The following is an 18512-nucleotide window of genomic DNA, read 5'->3' as shown; positions in this document are numbered from 1 at the left end:
CCGGCCTTGAGTTCCGCCCCGTCCAAACCGCAGACAGCGGCCGAGCGCGTTGCTGCCCGGATGAAGGCGGCAAAGGCCGCGGAGGCCAGGGCTGCCGCCGAGGCAAAGGTTGCTGCCGCCGAGGCGAAGGCCCAGGCGCAGATGCGCAAGGCCGAAGCCGCAACCCCGGGCGACGGCAAATCCGACAAGCGCGACAAGGCGGCCAGGCTCTCGCGGCCGGGCCGGCCGCGCTGGACCATGACGATTGGCCCGGCGACGATTGCGCTTGTCCTTGTCGCCTTCGTGCTGCTGGCTGGCTGGGCTGCAATCGCGACCAGCGCCCTGATCTTCGGCGACAAGCTCTCGGCCCGCCTCGTCGCGCAGCAGAGCGACATGCAGTTCGCCTATGAGCAGAAGCTGGTGGTCTTCCGTACCCAGCTCGACCGGTTCGCCCGGCAGACCCGATTGGAGCGTGACGGCGTCGAGGGGCGCATCGCCGATCTGATGCTGCGCCAGGCGGCGCTGGAGGCGCGCCAGGCGATGCTGACCGCGCTGGCCGACCAGACCCGCGTGCCCGACGGGGCGAGCCCGGTGAAGTTCGGCGAGGCCGGCGGGGCGCCGATCAAGGCGGCCTCGGTGCAGCGCGCCGCGCCGCAATCGACCTTCACCATTCTCGATCCGAGCTATCCCGCGCCCGAGCGTGTGACCTATCTCGAACATGCGATTGACCGTTTCGAGAAGGTGCAGCTGGGTTCGCTCAACGGCCTGACGCAGCGCTCGCAATCGACCCTGCTGCAATTGCGCCAGGCGTTCTCCGAGGTCGGGCTCGACGCCGAGAAATTCGTGCCCACGGCTGCGCTCGTGCGCGGGCAGGTCGCCAACCTGCTGCCGGAGACCAAGGATTTCGGCGGCGGCCCTTTCGAGAGCAATGTCGCGCAGATCAGGCGCACGCTTTCGGTCCTGGGTCGGCTCAGGACGGCGGCGAACGCCGTGCCGTTCTTCCGGCCGATCCCGGGCAGCGCCGGGCTGATGACCAGCTCCTACGGCACGCGCTCCGATCCGTTCACCGGCGAGGCCCGCTTCCACGCCGGCACGGATTTCCGCTCGCCGATCGGCGTTCCCGTTCATGCCGGGGGATCAGGCGTGGTGCAGACGGCAGGCGTCGGCGGCGGCTACGGCAATCTCGTCATCATCGATCATGGCAACGGCATCACCACGCGCTACGGTCATTTATCGGCGATAAACGTCGCCGTGGGCCAACCCGTCGCGCTCGGCACGGTGGTCGGGCTCGTCGGCAGCACCGGGCGCTCGACGGGCCCGCATCTGCATTACGAGACGCGCATCAATGGCGAGCCCAACGACCCCACCCATTTCATCCGGGTCGGGGAACGGATCTATGCGACCCAATAGATGTGAGCGCGGGATGTCTGGCGCATCGGCATAAAAACGGCCCCGGACAGGATCCGGGGCCGAGCTGTTTCGCGTGGCGGCTCTGCTCAGCTCTTGAGCTTGGCGTTGCACTGGCTCCAGTAGCCGCCGCCCTTCTCGATCCACTTCAGCTCGCCATTGGCATTGGTCGCCTTGTTGGCGTTGTACTGGTCGGCGCAGGTCTTCAGCCGGGCCTTGCCGGGCGATTCCTCGGAGTATTTCGGCGAGACGACCCTGGGGAAGACCGCAGCCTTGGCGCGGGCGGGCGCCGCTGCCGGCTTCTGCCCGGTGGCCGTTGCAGCGGGCGTGGCTGCGGGCGCCGGTGCGGGATCGGCGACGGCTGCTGCGGCATCGTTGTCGGAGGCGTCGTCGTCGCCGCATTGGGCCTTGCGGAAATCGTTCCACTTCTGGCCCTTCAGCGTATTGGCCTTCTTGGCATCCTGATACTTCGCGCTGCATTCCTTCATCGTCAGCGCCGAGGCCGGCGTAGCGAAGACGGATGCGACGGCGATGGCGGAAGCAGATGCGACTATCAAAGTCCTCAGCATTGCGTTCTCCCTAGCGTGGCCCTGAGCGGGAACTTGATTCAAATCCTAATCGCGCCCCGTTTCAAGCCCCGTTGTCGGATGAGCAGCCATGGCTTAGCGGTTGGAATGACGGCGTTTCCCAGTCGGGGGAGGCTATCCCGGTATGATGATTGCGGAGCGCCTTTCCAATGAGCGACCAGCCACTCTGGGCCCTGACAGCCGGGCAACTCGCGCAGGCTTTCGCGGCGGGGCGCGCCACGCCGGTCCAGGCGTTGGAAGCGGTCCTGGAGCGCCATGACGCCGTCAATCCGCTCCTCAACGCCGTCGTCACGCTCGACCGGGCGGGCGCGCAGGCGGCGGCGTGGGCCAGCGCTGGCCGCTGGGCGCGTGGCGTAGCGCTTGGGCCGCTCGACGGCGTCCCGCTGACGATCAAGGACAACATCCTGACCGCCGGCCTGCGCAGCACCTGGGGGAGCGCCTGCTACGCCGATTTTGTGCCGGAACGCGACGAGACCCCCGTCGCCCGTTTGCGCGCGGCAGGGGCCGTCATCCTCGGCAAGACCAATGTGCCGGAATTCACCGTGCAGGGCGTCACCGACAACGCGCTCTTCGGCCCGACGCGCAACCCGTGGAACCTAAGCCTGACGCCTGGCGGGTCGAGCGGCGGGGCGGTTGCGGCCGTGGCCTCGGGCATCGGGCCACTGGCGCTGTGCACCGATGGCGGCGGCTCGATCCGCCGACCGGCGGCGCATGCGGGTCTGATCGGCCTCAAGCCCTCGCGCGGGCTGGTGCCGCGCCGGCATGGCTTTCCGGCAATCCTCGACGCTTTCGAGGTGGTGGGGCCGGTCGGGCGTTGCGTCGGCGACGTCTGCGCGATGCTGCGCATCATCGCTGACGCGGGGGAGGTGGCTGCGCCGCCCGTTGGGCAGCGGATCGCCTTCATTCCACGCTTCGGCGAGGCGCCGGTCGATCCGGCGATCGCTGCCAGCGTCGCCGGTGCGGCCGAGCGCCTCGCCGGGCTCGGGCATGGCGTCGAGCGCCTGGATGATTTCGCCCTGGCCGAGCCGGTCAATGCGATCTGGTCGGTCGTCAGCGAAACCGGTGTGGCCTGGCTGCTCGACGCGCATCTCAAGCTCGGGCGGGACGCGCCCGTGCAACCCGGGATCGCCGCCATGGCCGAACGCGGCCGTGGCCATTCGGCCAGCGACTATCTCGGCATGCTGCGGACGATCGAGGCGGCTGGCGAGGCGTTCGAGGCGCTCTTCTCCCGCTTCGACCTGCTGCTGACGCCCGCGACGGCAGCGCAGCCCTGGCCGGTCGGGCAGACGCACCCGGAGGTGATCGACGGGCAATCGGTCGGCCCGCGCGGTCACGCCGTCTTCACCGCCTTCGCCAATGCGCTGGGACTGCCGGGGCTGACCTTGCCGGCGAGGCCGGGCCCGGACGGCATGCCGATCGGCTTCCAGCTGATCGGGCCGCAAGGAAGCGACGACCGCCTGCTGGCGCTGGGGGCGGTCTATGAGCAGGCGTTCGGCGGGTTTCCGATGCCGGTGGTCTCTGGCGGCAAAGACTAGAGCAGTTTCCGATCCGATTGGATCGTTCAACAGCTCTAGCTTTTTGTTTTAACGCGTTTTCTTCACGCGAACCGGTATCCACTTCGCTCGAAAACGCTCTAGCCTTCGCCGCCATAACGCCGGCGCAGATGCGCCTTGAACACGCCGGCGTCGAGCGGGCGGCCGGTGGCGTGGGTCAGCAGCTCGTCGGTCTCGTAGAGGCTGGCCTGGCTGTGGATATGGCTGCGCAGCCAGCCGACCAGAGGCGAGAAGTCGCCGCGCCCGATCGAAGGCAGGATCTCGGGCTCGGCCTTGCAGGCGGCCTCGAAAATCTGCGCTGCCGTCATTGCGCCCAGCGTATAGGTCGGGAAATAGCCCCAGCCGCCGCTCGGCCAATGCACGTCCTGCAGGCAGCCACGCCGGTCGTCGGGCGGGGTCACGCCGAGCAGCGTCTTCATGCCGGCATTCCAGGCGAAGGGCAGTTCCGAGAGCGGCATCTCGTCCGCGATCAGCGCCTTCTCCAGCCGATAGCGCAGGATGACATGGGCCGGATAGGTCACCTCGTCGGCATCGACGCGGATGAAGCCGGCCTCGACCTTGGTGTAGCGCGCCAGCAGGGCCTCCTGCTCCCAGGCCGGGCCCGAGCCGCCAAAAGCCTCGCGCATCAAGGGCGCCGCGAAGCGGATGAACGCGGCTGAGCGGCAGGCCTGCATCTCGACCAGGAGCGACTGGCTTTCATGCAGGCTCATGCCGCGCGCCTGACCGACGGGCTGGTTCATATAGGCTTGCGGCCGGCCCTGCTCGTAGAGCGCGTGCCCGGTCTCGTGCAGCACGCCCATCAAGGCCTTGGCGAAATCGCTCTCGTCATAGCGCGTGGTGATGCGGACATCGTTGTCGGCCCCGCCGCAGAACGGGTGGGTGGAGACGTCGAGCCGGCCGCGCTCGAAATCATAGCCCAGCGCCGCCATCATTTTGAGGCCGAGCGCCCGCTGCTTCTCGATCGCGAAGGGGCCCTGCGGCTCCGGCGCTTTGGGCCGGCGCGCCTGGAGCGCCAGGACCTCCTGCGTGAAGCCCGGCAGGAAGCCGGCGAGATCGTCGAACAAGGCGTCGATCTTCTCCGAGCGCCCGCCGGGCTCGTAGTCGTTCAAGAGCGCGTCGTAAGGCGAGAGGCCGAGCTTTTCGCCCTTCGCCTGGCCGATCTGGCGCTGCAGGTTCAAGACCTCGCTCAGGAACGGCAGGAGCCCGGCGAAATCGGAGTCCGTGCGTGCCTGTCGCCAGCGCATCTCGCAGACCGAGATCGCCTTGCTCGACGCTTCCACCAGATCGGCGGGCAGCGCGGTCTGAACCGTCCAGAGCCGCCGGATCTCGCGCAGATTGGCGCGCTCCCAGGGACCGAGCCCGTCATCGGCCTCGGCCGCGCCCAGCCAGTCGCCGATGCGCGGCTCGACCGCCATGCCATGGCGCAGCACGTCGAGCAGCGCCATGCTCTCGGCCCGCGTCGCGGCGGCGCCGGTCGGCATCATCGCGGCATTGTCCCAGCTCAGGATGCCGATGGCGTTGGACAGCGCGGCGATGCGGCCGAAATGATCGGCAAGCTCGGAATAGGCGGTCATGCTTGGTGTTTCCCTTGTCGTCAGTTTTCCAAAGCCCTCATCCTGAGGAGCGTTCGGAACGAATGCGTCTCGAAGGATCATCCGGCGCGCTCTGGAGTATCCTTCGAGACGCCGCTGCGCGGCTCCTCGGGATGAGGGCTGAGGTCAATGATCGGGTTCAGCCGAACAGGCTTTTGTACTGGCGCGGCTGAGAGCGCAGATATTGCAAGGGCGGCTTCACGGTCGCGCCGAGATGGGCGGCCGCGTGCCAGGGCCAGCGCGGGTCGTAGAGCATGCCGCGCGCCAGTGCGACGAAGTCTGCGTCGCCCGTGCCGATGATCGCCTCGGCCTGGTCGGCTTCCGTGATCAGTCCGACCGCGATGGTCGGCAGGCCGGTCGCCTGCTTCACGGCGCGCGCCATCGGCACCTGGTAGCTCGGGCCGAGCGGGATTTTCTGCGCGGCCGAGAGGCCGCCGCCCGAGACGTCGATGAAGCTGCAGCCGCGCGCTTGCAGCGCGGAGGCGAAGACGAGCGTCTGCTCGATATCCCAGCCGCCCTCGACCCAATCCGTGCCGGAGACACGGATGCCGACGGGAAGGGAAGACGGCACGACCGCCTTGACCGCATCGAACACCGCGAGGGGGAAGCGCATGCGGTTCTCCAGCGAGCCGCCATAGGTGTCCTCGCGCCGGTTGGAGAGCGGCGAGAGGAACTGGTGCAGCAGATAGCCATGGGCTCCGTGGAGCTCGATCGCATCGAGGCCGAGCCTGGCCGAGCGCCTGGCGGCAAGCGCGAAGCTCTCGACCAGCCGGGCGATCTCGTCGGTCGTCAGGGCGTGCGGAGCCCTGGCGTGGCCTTCGAAGGCCACAGCCGAGGGGGCGACCGTCTGCCAGCCGCCCTGGTCGAGGCCGAGCTGGCCGCCGCCGGCCCAGGGCTGCGCCACCGAGGCCTTGCGGCCGGCATGGCCGAGCTGGATGCCGATCGGCATATCGGAATGCGCGCGCACGGCGGCGAGCGCCCTGGCCAGCGCGGCTTCGGTCTCATCCGACCAGAGGCCGAGATCGAACGGGCTGATCCGCCCTTCCGGCTCGACTGCCGTCGCCTCCAGAAAGAGCAACCCGGCGCCCGACAAGGCGAGATGGCCGAGATGGATGACGTGCCAGTCGGTCGCGCGGCCGTCCTCGGCCGAATACTGGCACATCGGAGCGATGACGATGCGGTTGGCGAGGGTGAGTTCGCCGAGCGTGTAGGGGCTGAAGAGCTGGCTCATCGTGGTCGGTTCGCCTTGAATGGGGCAGGGTTTGGAATGGAGCGGGCTTTCGAAGGGGCAGGTTCGTCCGCGTTCGGGCAAGTCTAGCCGCAGCGCAGCATGCCTGGCCATGCGCAAGCCTGCACGCGCCCTGCGCTGCAAACGCAAGCGATGTTCCGATACGGAAGACGGCGTGCGGCGCTTCTCAATCCAGGATCGAGCCGAGAATCTTCTCCAGCGTGTGCAGCCGATAGGGCTTTTTCAGCAGCGCGGTGCGGGCCGCGCCTTCGAAGCCCTCGACCTGGTCGCGGCCGGTGGCGAAGATGATGGCGAGCTCGGGCTTCAATGCGCGCAACCTGTGCGCCAGTTCGCTGCCCGAGATATCGGGCAGGCCGACATCCGTCAGCAGGATGTCGACATTGCGCCCCGTCGCGATCTCGAGCGCTTTCAGCCCGTTCTCCGCCTCGATGGCGACATGGCCGAGATCCTGGACCATGTCGGCGGTGTCCATGCGGATGATGGCGTCGTCCTCGCAGACGAGCACGGTCAGGTTGCTCCGGCGCGCCGGTTCGGGCACCGGGGCGGTCGCGGCCTGCAACGCCGCCTTCTGCGCAGCGCTTTTCGGCTGGGGCCGGACGGTCTCATAGGACGGCGTCTTGCCGTCCTGCACCAGAACCTGGCGGATCTTCCGCGCCAGCGCCTCGCGCCCATAGGGCTTCGAGAGCAGGTTGACGCCCTCGTCGAGCCGCCCGCCATGGACGATCGAGTTCTCGGTATAGCCGGAGGTGAACAAGACGCTGAGCTGAGGCAGCCGCTCCTTGGCCTTGCGCGCCAGCTCCGGACTCGTCAGCGGGCCGGGCATGACGACATCGGTGAAGAGCAGGTCGATCGCGACCCCGCTCTCGATGACCGCGAGCGCGCTCTGGGCGTCGGGCGCCTTCAGCACACGATAGCCGAGCTCGCCCAGAAGCGCGATCACGGTCTCGCGCACCGCCTCGTCATCCTCGACGACGAGGATGGTCTCGCTGCCACCGGTGACCGGGCCTGCGTCCCTCTCCACCAGCATGTCCTCGGTCTGGAGCGAGCGCGGCAGATAGAGCTTGATCGTCGTGCCCTGGCCGGGCTCGCTATAGACCTTCACATGGCCGCCGGACTGCTTGACGAAGCCATAAACCATGGACAGGCCGAGTCCGGTGCCCTTGCCCTGCGGCTTGGTCGAGAAGAACGGCTCGAAGATCTGGTCCATGACCTCGCGGCTCATGCCCGAGCCGGTGTCGGTGACCGAGATCTGGACATATTGCCCCGCAGCGACGTCGCGATGGGCGCCGCTATAGGCGTCGTCGAGGAAGGCGTTGCCGGCCTCGATCGTCAATCGGCCCTGGCCATCCATGGCGTCGCGCGAATTGATCGCGAGGTTGAGGATGGCATTCTCGACATTGGCCGGGTCGACCAGCGTGTGCCACAGCCCGCCGGCGATGCTGCTCTCGATCTCGATCGCGTCGCCCAAAGTACGCCGCAGCAGGTCGTCCATGTCGCGGATCAGGCGGCCGACATTGACGACCTTGGGCTCCAGCGGCTGGCGGCGGCCGAAGGCCAGCAGTTGGGCTGCGAGCTTGGAGCCGCGCGCGACGCCGGCCATGGCGTTGTCGACGCGCTTTTCGGCTCTCTCGTCGCCCGCGACCTCCCGCGACAGCAATTGCAGGTTGCCGCTGATGACCTGCAGCAGGTTGTTGAAGTCATGGGCGATGCCGCCGGTCAGGTTGCCGATGGCTTCCATCTTCTGGCTGTGGCGCAGCGCCTCCTCGGCCTTGGCGAGTTCGGCGGTGCGAGCGGCGACGCGCTCCTCCAGCGTGTCGGCGAGGTCGGCAAGCGCGGCCTCCGCCGTCTTCTGCGCGTCGATATCAGTGTTGGTGCCGACCCAGCGCGTGATCGTGCCGTGCTCGTCATGGGCGGGCATCGCGCGGGCGATATGCCAACGGAATGTGCCGTCGTGGCGGCGAAGCCTGAATTCGGTCTCGTAGGGAGTGCCGTCGCGCCGGGCGTTCTCCCAGGAGGCGGCGGTGCTCGCCACATCCTCGGGATGGACCACCGCCATCCAGGCCTCGCCGTCGAGCGTGCCGGGGGCCGCTCCGGTGAAGGCGTAGATGCGCTCGTTGAACCAGTCGAGCTGGCCGTCGGGCCTGGCGGTCCAGACATGGTTCGGCATGGATTGCGAAAGCGTGCGGAAGCGCGCCTCGCTTTCTCTGAGCGCGGCTTCCGCCTTCTTGCGGCCGGTGATGTCGAGGAACAGCACCGAGAAGCGGTCCGGCCCGATGCGCCTTGCCCGCGCCTCGAACCAGCGATGCTTCATCGACGGGACATTGATCTCGTAGCGTGCCGGCTTGCCGGTCTCAAGCACGATGGCATAGGTCGTGATCAGCTCGGGCGGCAGGTTCGGGATGATCTCGCTGACATTGCGGCCGATCGCATCGGCCATCCTGACGTCGGTGCGCGCCTCGAAGGCCGGATTCATCTCGACGAAGCGGAAATCGACCATTGTCCCGGCGGCATCGCGCACCGCCTCGGCGATGAAGAAGCCCTCCTGCATCTGCTCGAACAGATTGCGCCAGCGCGCCTCGCTGGCGCGCAGCGCGTCCTCGGCCGCCTTGCGCGGCGTGATGTCGAAGCAGACGCCGACGAAACGGCGCTGCCCGCTCTCGGGCGTCGAGACCGCCTCGCCCTGTCGCGCGATCCAACGGGTCTCGCCGGTGGCGGGGTCGAAGCGGCGATATTCCGCATAGGCGAGGGGATTGGCCTCGGTCAGGCGCTCCGGCCCCGACAAGGCGCGGTCATCGGGATGCAGCAGGCTGACGAGCAGATCGTCGGTGACCTGCACCTCCGGCGGAATGGCCCAGATGCGACGATATTCGTCGGAGACGTCGAGCAGGCCGCTTTCGGGATACCATTCGAAGACGCCGACGCCGCCGGCCTCCTGCGCGATCTTGAGCCGCTGTTCGGTGCGGACTCGTTCGGTGATCTCGATGACCACGGCGAAGACGCCGGCCGGGCGGCCGTCCTCGCCGAGGATCGGCATGTAGTCGAGGTCGAGCCAGCAATCCTCCGGCACGCCGCGCCGGTTCAAGGCGAGGCGCTGTTCACGCAAAGAGAGCGTGCCGCCGGCGAGCACGGTGTCGAGCACGCGGGCGTTGAGTTCGGCCGCTTCCGGCCAGCCCTCCAGCACCTTGGCGCCGAGCAGGGCAGGGTGGCGCTTGCCGGCAAAGGCGGCATAGCCATCATTGTAGATCAGCGTGCCCTCCGGCCCCCACAGCATCACGACCGGTAGCGGCGAACTGAGCGCCAGTGCCGTGGTGGTGCGCAGGCTCTGCGGCCAGCTCTCGATCGGCCCCAACGGCGTCCGCGACCAGTCGAATTGCGCGATGAGTGCGCCGGTCTCGCCGCCATTCTCCAGGAAAGCATATGGGTCGTGCGGGGCCAGCATGAGGCGCTCTGGTGGAGTTCTAAGAGACCTCTGACATGTGGCCGGGATCGCAGATTACGGCAAGCGCAAAGGCGTGCTTGGCCGCGCGCCGCCTGTCCGGATGGCGAAAAGGGCTGTGGCGTCAGGATTACGGCGCCTGGAACACGCCGATCATGTAGCTTTCATTGCCGATTCCGGTGACACGGCCCTTCACCTCATAGCTTGCGAGATCGACGATCCAGACGATGCTGGAGTTCGGCTTGCCCTTGGGCGCGCCGGTGATGGCGGCGTATTTGCCGTCGGGCGTGATCGCGATGCCGCGCGGGCGCGAGGGCTCGCCGCCCGGCGTCTTCAGTTCGACCCGCCGGATCGTCGCGGGCCCACCCGCGATCGCCTTGGCGACATCGATGATGTCGATGTTGTTGGCGCGGAAATGCGTGGAGAGGATGCGCTTTCCGTCCGGCAGGAAGGCCGCCACGAAAGGCCGGGTCGGAGTGGCCTTGTCGTCGGTGCCGACCAGCACGCGCGCGACCTCGGCTTTGGCGGGGTCGGACAAGGCTTTCTCGACATCGATGATCGAGACCGTGTTGCCGGGGATGTCGGTCTGCGCGCTTTCGCGGGAGGCATGGGCGACGAGCCTGCCGTCCGGGCTCACCGAGATGCCGAAGCCGCCGGCCTGCACCGGGATGCGTGCGAGCTCTGCGCCGGCCTCGCCGGCGATCGCCTTCTGCAGGCTCATCACGGTGATGTCGTCGGTGCCGCCATTGGCCCCGAAGATCGTGCCGCCGCCGAGCGGGCTGATCGTCACGCCATTGGTGTCGGGGAAGCAGCCGAATTTCGGATCGGGCGCGCGATGCGGCACCGGATCGGGCGGGCAGGGGAAGCCCGGCTTGCCATAGGCCTGTTCGACCCTGCGGATCACCCTGTTGCTGGCGAGATCGACGATGCTGAGATGGCGACCGCCATCCTCGTCGCCTTCGCGCTCGGCATGGGCGAGCACCGCATGCTTGCCGTCCGCCGCAATGGCGAAGCCGGTCGGCCCAAAACCTTCCGTCTCGATATAGCCCGCGACGGCGGCGAGCGTGTCGTTGCTGGCCGGATCGAGCGCCTTCACCAGGTCGATGACCGTGACGGTGCCGGCATGGCCATGCTGGAAGGCGGCCGCTGCGGCAGGCGTCGAGCGGCCGGAATGGTTGACGACATAGGCGCGCTTGTTGTCGGGCGCGATCGCGATCGAGATCGGCTGGCCGCTTGAAATCACGGTCTTGCCGTCGACCTCGATATCGGGCGTGACGCGCAGGCGGTTCACCACCGCCTTCGGCGTGCCGTCATTGGCGGGGTCGAGCGCTTTGTCGAGATCGATCACCAGCACGACATTGTCCCAGCGTCCGCTCGCTAAAAAATAGTCCTTCGCCATGCCCCTGTCCGCATATGCCGTGAAACCGAGCGCCATCGCGCTGCAGAGAAGCGTCGTCCGTAGCATGGTCGTTCCTCCCGTTGGATCGCCCGTTTGCCGGGTCGTTGATCAGCTTGTCTGGCGGGCTTTGTCCTCCAGAGCCTCGGCGAGCACGCGCGCGACATGCATCGCTTCGCGCCCTGCGCCGTCATGGATCTGGTGCCGGCAGCTCGTGCCGTCAGCGACGATGAGGTCACCCGCGCCGGCCTTGCGCACGGCCGGCAGCAAGGCGAGCTCGCCCATGGCGAAGGAGACGTCGATCGTCGCCGCGCCATAGCCGAAGGCGCCCGACATGCCGCAGCAGCTCGATTCGATCGGGCGGACATCGAGGCCGGGAATGGCGCGCAAGGTCGCCTCGACCGCGCCCATCGCCGCGAAAGCCTTCTGGTGGCAGTGGCCGTGCAGATGCGCGATGCGGCCGGCCTGGTCCTTGAGGGGCAAGGTGGTTGTCCCCGCCTTGAGGTCGGCGGCCAGAAGCTCTTCGAGCAGGAAGGCAGCGCTCGCCACCGGCTCGACCTCCGCCTTGGGCAGAATTGCGCCGAATTCGTCGCGGAAAGTCAGCAGGCAGGAGGGTTCGAGGCCGACGATGCGCGCGCCCTTGGCGACATAGGGGGCGAGCGCTTCGAGCGTTCGTTTCGCCTCGATGCGCGCCTCGTCAACGAGGCCGGCTGAGAGGAAGGTGCGGCCGCAGCAGAGCGGCCGGCCACCATCCCTGGGCTCGACCTTGTGCAGGCGATAGCTGCCGGCCGCCAGCACGCGCTCGGCGGCTTCGAGGTTCTCGCGCTCGAAATAGCGGTTGAAGCTGTCGCCGAAGAGCACGAGGTCGCGGCCGTCGCCCTTGACGTCGCCCGGCGTCGCGGAGCGCCCGCCTTGCGTCCAGGCCCTGCGCCAGACCGGCAGCGAGCGCCGCGCGCTGAAGCCGAGCCAGCGCTCGGAGAGTCGCGCCAGCAGCGGAATGCGGTCGCGCAGGTTCATCAGCGGGGCGAGCCTGGCCGCATAAGGCGCATAGCGCGGCAGCCAGGCGATCAGGCGCTCCTTCAGCGGCAGACCGTGGCGCTGATGGTAGTGGTGCAGGAACTCGATCTTCATGCGCGCCATGTCGACGCCGGTCGGGCAGTCGCGCTTGCAGCCCTTGCAGGAGACGCAGAGATCGAGCGTCTCCTTCATCTCCGGTGAGGTGAAGGCGTCCGGCCCGAGCTGGCCGGAGATGGCGAGCCTCAAGCTGTTCGCCCGCCCGCGCGTCAGATGCGTCTCGTCCTGCGTGGCACGCCAGGAGGGGCACATCGTGCCGCCGGTCATCTTCCGGCAGGTGCCGTTGTTGTTGCACATCTCGACGGCGCCGCCGAGCCCGCCCCAGTCGGACCAGTCGAGCGCCGTCTCGGCCGGGATCGGCGTGGCGTAGCCGGGTGCGAAGCGCATCAGGCTGCGATCGTCCATCCTGAGCGGGCGCACGATCTTGCCGGGGTTCAAGCGGTTGTCGGGGTCGAAGCCGTCCTTGACCTGCTCGAAGGCGCGGGTGAGGGGGCCGCCGAACATCGGCTCGACGAATTCCGAGCGCGAGATGCCGTCGCCATGTTCGCCGGAATAGGAGCCCTTGAAGCTGCGCACCAATTCGCAGGCCTCCTCGGCGATGCCGCGCATCGCCTTGACCCCGGCCTCGTCCTTCATGTTCAGGATCGGGCGGACATGCAGGCAGCCGACCGAGGCATGGGCATACCAGGTGCCGCGCGTGCCATGGCGTTCGAACAGCGCGGTGACGGCGTCGGTATAATCGGCGAGATGTTCGAGCGGGACGGCGCAATCCTCGATGAAGGAGACCGGCTTCCCGTCGCCCTTCATCGACATCATGATGTTGAGGCAGGCCTCGCGCACCTCCCAGACCGGTTTCTGCCTGGCGGGCTCGACCACCTCGACGACGGCATCAGTAAAGCCGTGATCGGCCATGCACTGGTCGAGGCGCTTGAGATCGTGCTTGAGCGCGGAAAGATCGTCGCCGGCGAATTCGACCAGCAGCAGGCAGTTGGGCTCGCCCCTGGTGATGTCGGCGAGCGTGCGCACGAAGAGCGGGATGTCGGCGCCGAGCACGAGCACATTGTTGTCGACGAGCTCGACCGCGACCGGGCCGAGCGCCACGATATGGCGCGTCGTCTCCATCGCCGAGCGGAAGCTCGGGAAATGGCAGACCCCCATGACGCGATGCGCCGGCAGCGGCGAGAGCTTCAGCGTCGCCTCGGTGGTGATGGCGAGCGTGCCCTCCGAGCCGACCAGCAGATGCGAGAGGTTCGGCCGGGCAGGCAGGAGCTCGTCGAGATTATAGCCGCCGACGCGGCGCTGAACCTTGGGGAAGATCGCCTCGATCTCGGCTCGGTGCCCGTCGGCGAGCTTGAGCATCCGCGTCATCAGGTCGCGTGCCCTGATCGACTGATTGTCTCCGGCAAAGCCGTCGCCCAGCGCGAAGGGCTCGCCGTCATGGAACAGCGCCTTCATGGCGATGACATTGTCGACCGTCTTGCCATAGCGCAGCGAGCGCGCGCCCGAGGAGTTGTTGCCGGTCATCCCACCGATGGTGCAGCGGCTGGCGGTCGATGGCTCCACGGGGAAGAACAGCCCATCCTTCCGGACATGCGCGTTGAGCGCCTCCAGCACGAGGCCGGGCGCGACCGAGATCGTGCCGGCGGCCGGGTCGTAGTCGCGGATCGCGTTGAAATGCCGGCTCATGTCGAGGATCAGCGCATCGCCGATCGGCTGGCCGTTCTGCGAGGTGCCGCCGCCGCGCGCGATCACCGGCACGCCGTGCTCGGCGGCGATCGTCAGCGCGGCCGCGATATCGGCTTCCGATTTCGGGAAGACCACGCCCTGTGGGATGATCTGGTAGATCGAGGCGTCGGTGGCGTAGCGGCCGCGCGTGAAGGCGTCGAAGCGCACCTCGCCTTCCAGCGTCTGGGCGAGGCGGCGTTCGAGGCCGAGATTGCGGGAATGGGATTTGGCGAAAGGCTGTGCCAGCGTCATTGTGGTATCTCGGCCTCGCCGGTAGCGATCGTCATTGCGAGCATCCGGGTCTTGCCTTCGGCAAGCCCAAGTACAGGCTCCGCGAAGCAATCCAGAACGGCTCGCTCCACGGCTCCTGGATTGCTTCGCTTCGCTCGCAATAACGGACCCATCCTATTCAGCCGCCTTCGCTGCGACTGGCTGGCCGCGTCGCCGCAAGGCGCCGACACCATCCATGACCGGCCCCCAGAGCAGCAGGAGAAGCGCCAGCCCGACCAGCGTCGTCACCAGCCCGTTGGCGGCGAAGACCTTGAGGCTGCCGCCCGAGCCGAGCAGCGCCTGGCGAAACGAGTCCTCGGCCCTGTCGCCGAGCACCAGCGCCAATACGAGAGGCGCGAGCGGATAATCGAGCTTCTTGAAGACATAACCGACGAGGCCGAAGCCCAGCATCAGCCAGATGTCGAAGATCGAGTTCGAGATCGTATAGGCGCCGATGGCGCAGACGATCAGGATCACCGGCGCGACATAGGAAAACGGGATGCGCATGATCGCCGCAAACAGCGGCACGGTCGCCAGCACGATGACAAGCCCGGCGAGATTGCCGAGATACATCGAGGCGATCAGCCCCCAGACGAACTGCTTCTGCTCGACGAAGAGCAATGGCCCCGGCTGCAGCCCCCAGACCAGCAGGCCGCCGAGCAGCACGGCAGCCGTCGCCGAGCCTGGAATGCCGAGCGCCAGCATCGGCAGGAGCGCGCTGGTGCCCGCCGCATGGGCCGCGGTTTCGGGTGCGAGCACGCCTTCGATATTGCCCTTGCCGAAGCTGTCGGGCTGCCGCGAGAAGCGCTTGGCGAGGCCGTAACCCATGAAGGAGGCGGCGATCGCCCCGCCCGGCGTCACGCCCATCCACATGCCGACGATGGCCGAGCGCAGGAGCGTCGCCCAATAGCGCGGCAGCCCGGCCCAGGTCCGCAGCACCACCTTGAGGTCGATCTTGGCCTGCTTGCCCTTGAAGACCAGCCCTTCCTCGACGGTCAGCAGGATTTCGCTGACGCCGAACAGGCCGATCACCACGACCAGGAAATCGAAGCCGCGCATCAATTCGGTCGATCCGAACGTCATGCGCAGATCGCCCGAGATCGAATCGAGCCCGACCGCCGCGAGCAGGAAGCCGATGCAGAGCGAGGCCAGGATTTTGGCGCGGTTCTCGCGCCCCATGCCGATGAAGGAGCAGAAGGTCAGGAGGAACACGGCAAAGAACTCGGCCGGCCCGAATCTGAGCGCGAAGGAGGCGACGAGCGGCGCCACGAACGTGATCAGGATCACGCCCGAGAGCGCGCCGATGAAGGAGGCGGTGAAGGCGGCCGTCAGTGCTTCCGCCGCCTTGCCCTGCACGGCCATCGGGTAGCCGTCGAAGGTCGTCGCGACCGACCAGGCCTCGCCCGGGATGTTGAACAGGATCGAGGTGATCGCTCCCCCGAACAGCGCGCCCCAATAGATCGAGGAGAGCAGGATGATCGCCGAGGTCGGGTCCATGCCGAAGGTCAGCGGCAGCAGGATCGCGACGCCGTTGGGCCCGCCGAGGCCCGGCAGCACGCCGACGATGATGCCGAGCACGACGCCGATCACCATGAAGCCGACATTGTGCCAGGAGAGTGCGACCTGGAAGCCGGTCATCAGGGAGGAGAAATCATCCATCGCTTGTCCTCAGCAGCGTTTTCGAGCGAAGTGGATACCGGTTCGCGTCAGGAAAACGCGACAAAACAAGGAGATAGGGCAATTGGAAGATTGCTCTAGTAGCCGAGCAGGGCCTCTAACGGGCCTTTCGGCAGCGGTACGCGAAACTGCAGTTCGAACACCCAGAAGCAGGCGAGCGGCACGAGGACCGCCGTCAGCCCGATCGCCCACCAGCGCGAGGTCGCGACGATGCTCATGAAGACGATGATGAAGATGCCCGCGGCGACGTAGAGGCCGAGCGGCTGGACCAGCGCCACGAACAGCACCAGCGGCGCGAACACCCGCGCGACCTGGCCGAGCTGCTCATAGGTGACGAAGACGCGGTTCTCGGTGCGGAAGGACTGCACCAGGATGAAGAGCGAGGCGGCCAGGAAGATCCAGCCGACACGCGCCGGGAAGAAGCCGTTCTGCGGACCATTGTCCCAGCCCGCACCGCGGCCATAGGAATCATAGAGCACGAGCAGGCCGAGCGCGATCAGGAGGAGCGCCGTGGTGATCTCGACCGGGCGGCGGGAGAGGCCGCGCGGGATTTGACTGTGCGAGACTTGGCTGTCGGAAGCGCCGGACATTGCAGGCCTCACTTGGCCATGAAGCCGGCATCGCTCATCAGCTTGGCGTGCTTGTCCTCGTCGAGCTTGAGGAACTGCACGAAGGCGTCGCCGTCGCGATAATCGGGAACGAGTGCGTTGCGCGCCAGATAGTCTTTCCACTCCGCGTTCTGCGAGACTTTCTTGAACAGCTCGACATAGAAGGCCTGCTGCTCCTTCGTCACCTTGCCGGGCATGAACATGCCGCGCAGCATCTGGTAACTGACGTTCAGCCCCTGCGAGGCGCAGGTCGGGATGTCGGCCCAGGACAGGCCGTCCGCGACCTTCTCGCTATAGGCCATCTTCTGTTCCGCGAAGACGCAGAGCGGCCTGGTCGCCCCGCCGCGCCAGTTCGCCAGATCCTCGGCCGGGTTGTTGGTGTTGGCGTCGACATGATTGCCCGAAAGCTGGGTCGAGGCCTGGCCGCCGCTGGTATAGGGAATATAGGCGAATTTGACGCCGCCGCTCTTCTCCATGCCGAAGACGAGCAAATTGTCCTCGCGCTTGGACGAGGTGCCGCCGATCTTGAGCGGCGCGGGCGCCGCCTTGGCCGCCGCCATGAAATCGGCCGCGGTCTTGTAGGGGGATTTTGCATTGACCCAGAGCAGGAAGGAATCCTGCGCCATCATTGCGACCGGCGTGTAGTCCTGCCAGTTCAGCGGCAGCTTGGTCGCCATCGGCGTCATGAAGATGCCGCTCGAGGTGGTGATCAGCTTGTGCGGGTCGCCGGCCGATTTCTGGATGTCGAGCATGCCCTCGGCGCCGCCTGCAGCCGGCTTGTTGACGACGATGATCGGCTGGGTGGTGAGCTGGTTCTTCTGAATAATGCCCTGGATCGTGCGGGCCATCTGGTCGGAGGCGCCGCCGGCCGAGAAGGGCACGACGATCTCGATCGCCTTGGTCGGCTCCCAGGCGGCTGCGGGCGCGACGCCGGCAAGTAACGCGGATACGGTTAGCAACGTGGAGAAGGCAAGCCAATGCTGCTTCATGATCCTTAACCTCCCTTAAGTCGCGCTCTGACGGCGTCGTGAGGGGAGCCTAGAACCAAAAAAATCTGCATTCAATCTGAAAATTGCAACGACACAAAATGACTACCAACCATGATTGCGAGCGCAGCGAAGCATTCCAGCCTTCGCGCGCCACGTCCCCCTGGATTGCTTCGCTGCGCTCGCAATGACGCGGGGTTGCTAGGCGACCTCTGCCTGCGCCGCCTTGCGCTTGTTGCGCAGGTGCTGGAACAGGATGTCGCTGAGTTCGCTGCCGGCGCGCCGGCGCAGTGCGTCCAGGATCGCCTCATGCTCCCGCATCGCCTCGCCCCAGCGATCGCGCTCCTTGGCGAGATTGGCCGAATAGCGCACGCGGCGGATGCGCCCGGCGAAGCTGGCATAGGTCGCGCTCAGCGTCGCATTGCCGGCCGCCTCGACGATCATGCGATGGATCGCCTGGTTGCACTGGAAGTAGCCATGCATCTCGCGGCGCAGATAGAAACGGTACATTTCATGGTGTGTTTGCTCGATTTCGGCGATTTCCGCATCCGAAATACGCTCGCAGGCCAGGCGCCCGGCCAATGCCTCCAGCCCGCCCATCACGTCGAAGAGCTCGCGCAGATCCTCAGCACTCAACTCGCGCACGCGCGCGCCGCGGTTCGGCAGCAGGTCGATCAGCCCTTCGGCGGCGAGCACTTTCAGGGCCTCGCGCAAGGGCGTGCGCGAGATGCCGAAGCGGTCGCAGAGGAGGCGCTCTGGAATGCGCGCGCCATCGGCGAGATTGCCCTCGACGATGTAGTCGCGCAGCGCCGTCACCAATCCGTCATGCAGCGAGATGGCCGGCCGGGGCGCCGCGGCGGCGGGTGTCGCCCCTGGCTCGATTGGCTGAATCTCCATGGCTTCCAGGTCCGGAATTGTGCTCGTCATGGCTATTGGGTACGCGAAGCTCGACGAGCTGTCGAGATAATCGGCA

The 18512-nt window shown here is 67.1% G+C and carries 12 protein-coding genes; 2 read left to right on the top strand and 10 right to left on the bottom strand.

Annotated features, from left to right (window positions below; all coding sequences use genetic code 11):
• The first annotated feature begins 6 nt into the window (after positions 1 to 6).
• Positions 7 to 1389 carry a M23 family metallopeptidase gene (locus tag CYD53_RS14580; protein WP_146055923.1) on the top strand — a complete coding sequence of 461 codons (1383 nt, stop codon included), beginning with the start codon at positions 7 to 9 and terminating at the stop codon, positions 1387 to 1389.
• Between the two features lie 86 nt (positions 1390 to 1475).
• Here CYD53_RS14580 and CYD53_RS14575 read toward each other — a convergent pair whose 3' ends face one another.
• A complete protein-coding gene (locus CYD53_RS14575) occupies positions 1476 to 1955 on the bottom strand; it encodes a hypothetical protein (protein WP_103718815.1) in 480 nt (159 codons plus the stop codon).
• Between the two features lie 167 nt (positions 1956 to 2122).
• Between CYD53_RS14575 and CYD53_RS14570 the strand changes: the two genes are divergently transcribed.
• On the top strand, positions 2123 to 3508 hold the full coding sequence (locus tag CYD53_RS14570) for an amidase (RefSeq protein ID WP_103718814.1): 1386 nt from the start codon (positions 2123 to 2125) through the stop codon (positions 3506 to 3508).
• Positions 3509 to 3606: 98 nt separating this feature from the next.
• On the opposite strand, the gene CYD53_RS14560 is transcribed toward CYD53_RS14570, so the two are convergent.
• The 9 genes from CYD53_RS14560 to CYD53_RS14520 all read right to left on the bottom strand — a co-directional run bounded on the left by CYD53_RS14560 (position 3607) and on the right by CYD53_RS14520 (position 18436).
• A complete protein-coding gene (locus tag CYD53_RS14560; RefSeq protein WP_103718813.1) occupies positions 3607 to 5100 on the bottom strand; it encodes a carboxypeptidase M32 in 1494 nt (497 codons plus the stop codon).
• Between the two features lie 157 nt (positions 5101 to 5257).
• Entirely contained in the window at positions 5258 to 6349 is a 1092-nt protein-coding gene (locus tag CYD53_RS14555) for an NADH:flavin oxidoreductase/NADH oxidase (RefSeq protein ID WP_103718812.1), read from the bottom strand.
• 184 nt (positions 6350 to 6533) lie between these two features.
• The gene (locus tag CYD53_RS14550; RefSeq protein ID WP_103718811.1) at positions 6534 to 9806 is read right to left on the bottom strand and encodes a hybrid sensor histidine kinase/response regulator; all 3273 of its coding nucleotides are present in this window, start codon (positions 9804 to 9806) and stop codon (positions 6534 to 6536) included.
• A 127-nt stretch (positions 9807 to 9933) separates the two neighbouring features.
• A complete protein-coding gene (locus CYD53_RS14545) occupies positions 9934 to 11268 on the bottom strand; it encodes a beta-propeller fold lactonase family protein (RefSeq protein ID WP_103718810.1) in 1335 nt (444 codons plus the stop codon).
• Between the two features lie 42 nt (positions 11269 to 11310).
• Positions 11311 to 14250 (bottom strand): FAD-binding and (Fe-S)-binding domain-containing protein, encoded by a 2940-nt coding sequence (locus tag CYD53_RS14540; protein WP_103718809.1) that lies wholly within the window; start codon positions 14248 to 14250, stop codon positions 11311 to 11313.
• A gap of 153 nt (positions 14251 to 14403) precedes the next feature.
• Positions 14404 to 15927 (bottom strand): tripartite tricarboxylate transporter permease, encoded by a 1524-nt coding sequence (locus CYD53_RS14535; RefSeq protein WP_103718808.1) that lies wholly within the window; start codon positions 15925 to 15927, stop codon positions 14404 to 14406.
• 95 nt (positions 15928 to 16022) lie between these two features.
• Complete coding sequence (locus CYD53_RS14530) at positions 16023 to 16535, bottom strand: tripartite tricarboxylate transporter TctB family protein (protein WP_103718807.1); 513 nt, start codon at positions 16533 to 16535, stop codon at positions 16023 to 16025.
• An 8-nt stretch (positions 16536 to 16543) separates the two neighbouring features.
• Positions 16544 to 17542 carry a Bug family tripartite tricarboxylate transporter substrate binding protein gene (locus CYD53_RS14525; RefSeq protein WP_103718806.1) on the bottom strand — a complete coding sequence of 333 codons (999 nt, stop codon included), beginning with the start codon at positions 17540 to 17542 and terminating at the stop codon, positions 16544 to 16546.
• Between the two features lie 198 nt (positions 17543 to 17740).
• Positions 17741 to 18436 carry a GntR family transcriptional regulator gene (locus tag CYD53_RS14520; RefSeq protein ID WP_425428299.1) on the bottom strand — a complete coding sequence of 232 codons (696 nt, stop codon included), beginning with the start codon at positions 18434 to 18436 and terminating at the stop codon, positions 17741 to 17743.
• Positions 18437 to 18512 lie beyond the last annotated feature (76 nt).

The organism is Allobosea psychrotolerans (assembly GCF_002917105.1).
In the GTDB taxonomy this organism is placed as follows: domain Bacteria; phylum Pseudomonadota; class Alphaproteobacteria; order Rhizobiales; family Beijerinckiaceae; genus Allobosea; species Allobosea psychrotolerans.
This window is presented reverse-complemented; position numbering and strand designations above follow the sequence as displayed.